This window comes from Pseudomonas sp. VA159-2, assembly GCF_024126635.1.
In the GTDB taxonomy this organism is placed as follows: domain Bacteria; phylum Pseudomonadota; class Gammaproteobacteria; order Pseudomonadales; family Pseudomonadaceae; genus Aquipseudomonas; species Aquipseudomonas muyukensis.
In genome coordinates this window covers 1-1,276 of sequence record NZ_JAMYBV010000073.1, presented here as the reverse complement: position 1 = coordinate 1,276, position 1,276 = coordinate 1, and the positions used below count along the sequence as shown (strand labels likewise).

Below are 1,276 nucleotides of genomic sequence, written 5' to 3'. Positions count from 1 at the left end.
TTCACCCTGACCGATGGCACCAAAGTGACCATCCCGGCAGGCAGCGCCAGCGGCACCATCACCGTCAACGCGCCGGACGATGTGTTCATCGGCGGCCAGCCGACCATCAGCAACAAACTGACCGGCGTCACCGGCGCCGACAACTTCGAAAAACTGACCCTGGGTCAGAACGAAGTGAAGACCACCGTCACCGACGAACCGGGCTCGGGCACCCCAGGCACCGGCAACCAGGGTGACAAGGTGTCGGTCACCATCGTCAGCAACGGCAATGTCACCGAGGACCAGCAGCCAAGCTTCACCGTCAAGGTCAGCCAGAAACTGGCCCAGGACCTGACCGTCACCCTGGACAACGGCGACAAGGTGGTGATCAAGGCCGGCCAGACCGAAGCCGAGTACAAGGCCAAGGCCCAGGGCGACGACGTCTTCAAGGACCCAGGTTCGGTCTCGGTGGGTATCAGCGATGCCAGCGTGCCGGGCAAGACCTTCGAGAACCTCGAGCTCGGCGGCAAGGCCACCGTGCAGATCACCGACACCACCAGTGAAGTGGTCGCGACCCTGTCGGCGGACAAGACCACCGTCAGCGAAGGTGGCCAGATCACCTACACCGTCACTTTGAGCAACGCCCAGGGCCTGTCGGTCACCGGCCACAACGGTCTGACTTTCACCCTGACCGATGGCACCAAAGTGACCATCCCGGCAGGCAGCGCCAGCGGCACCATCACCGTCAACGCGCCGGACGATGTGTTCATCGGCGGCCAGCCGACCATCAGCAACAAACTGACCGGCGTCACCGGCGCCGACAACTTCGAAAAACTGACCCTGGGTCAGAACGAAGTGAAGACCACCGTCACCGACGAACCGGGCTCGGGCACCCCAGGCACCGGCAACCAGGGTGACAAGGTGTCGGTCACCATCGTCAGCAACGGCAATGTCACCGAGGACCAGCAGCCAAGCTTCACCGTCAAGGTCAGCCAGAAACTGGCCCAGGACCTGACCGTCACCCTGGACAACGGCGACAAGGTGGTGATCAAGGCCGGCCAGACCGAAGCCGAGTACAAGGCCAAGGCCCAGGGCGACGACGTCTTCAAGGACCCAGGTTCGGTCTCGGTGGGTATCAGCGATGCCAGCGTCACCGGCAAGACCTTCGAGAACCTCGAGCTCGGCGGCAAGGCCACGGTGCAGATCACCGACACCGTCAGTGAAGTCGTGGCCACCCTGAGCGCCGACAAGGCCACCGTCACTGAAGGCGGGCAGATCACCTACACCGTGACCCTGA

Annotated in this window: 1 protein-coding gene; it reads left to right on the top strand. The window is 63.3% G+C overall.

Going from position 1 to position 1,276, the window contains the following annotated elements:
* A partial coding sequence (locus NJG22_RS24400) for an immunoglobulin-like domain-containing protein (protein WP_366518863.1) occupies positions 1 to 1,276 on the top strand: 1,276 nt, incomplete at both ends.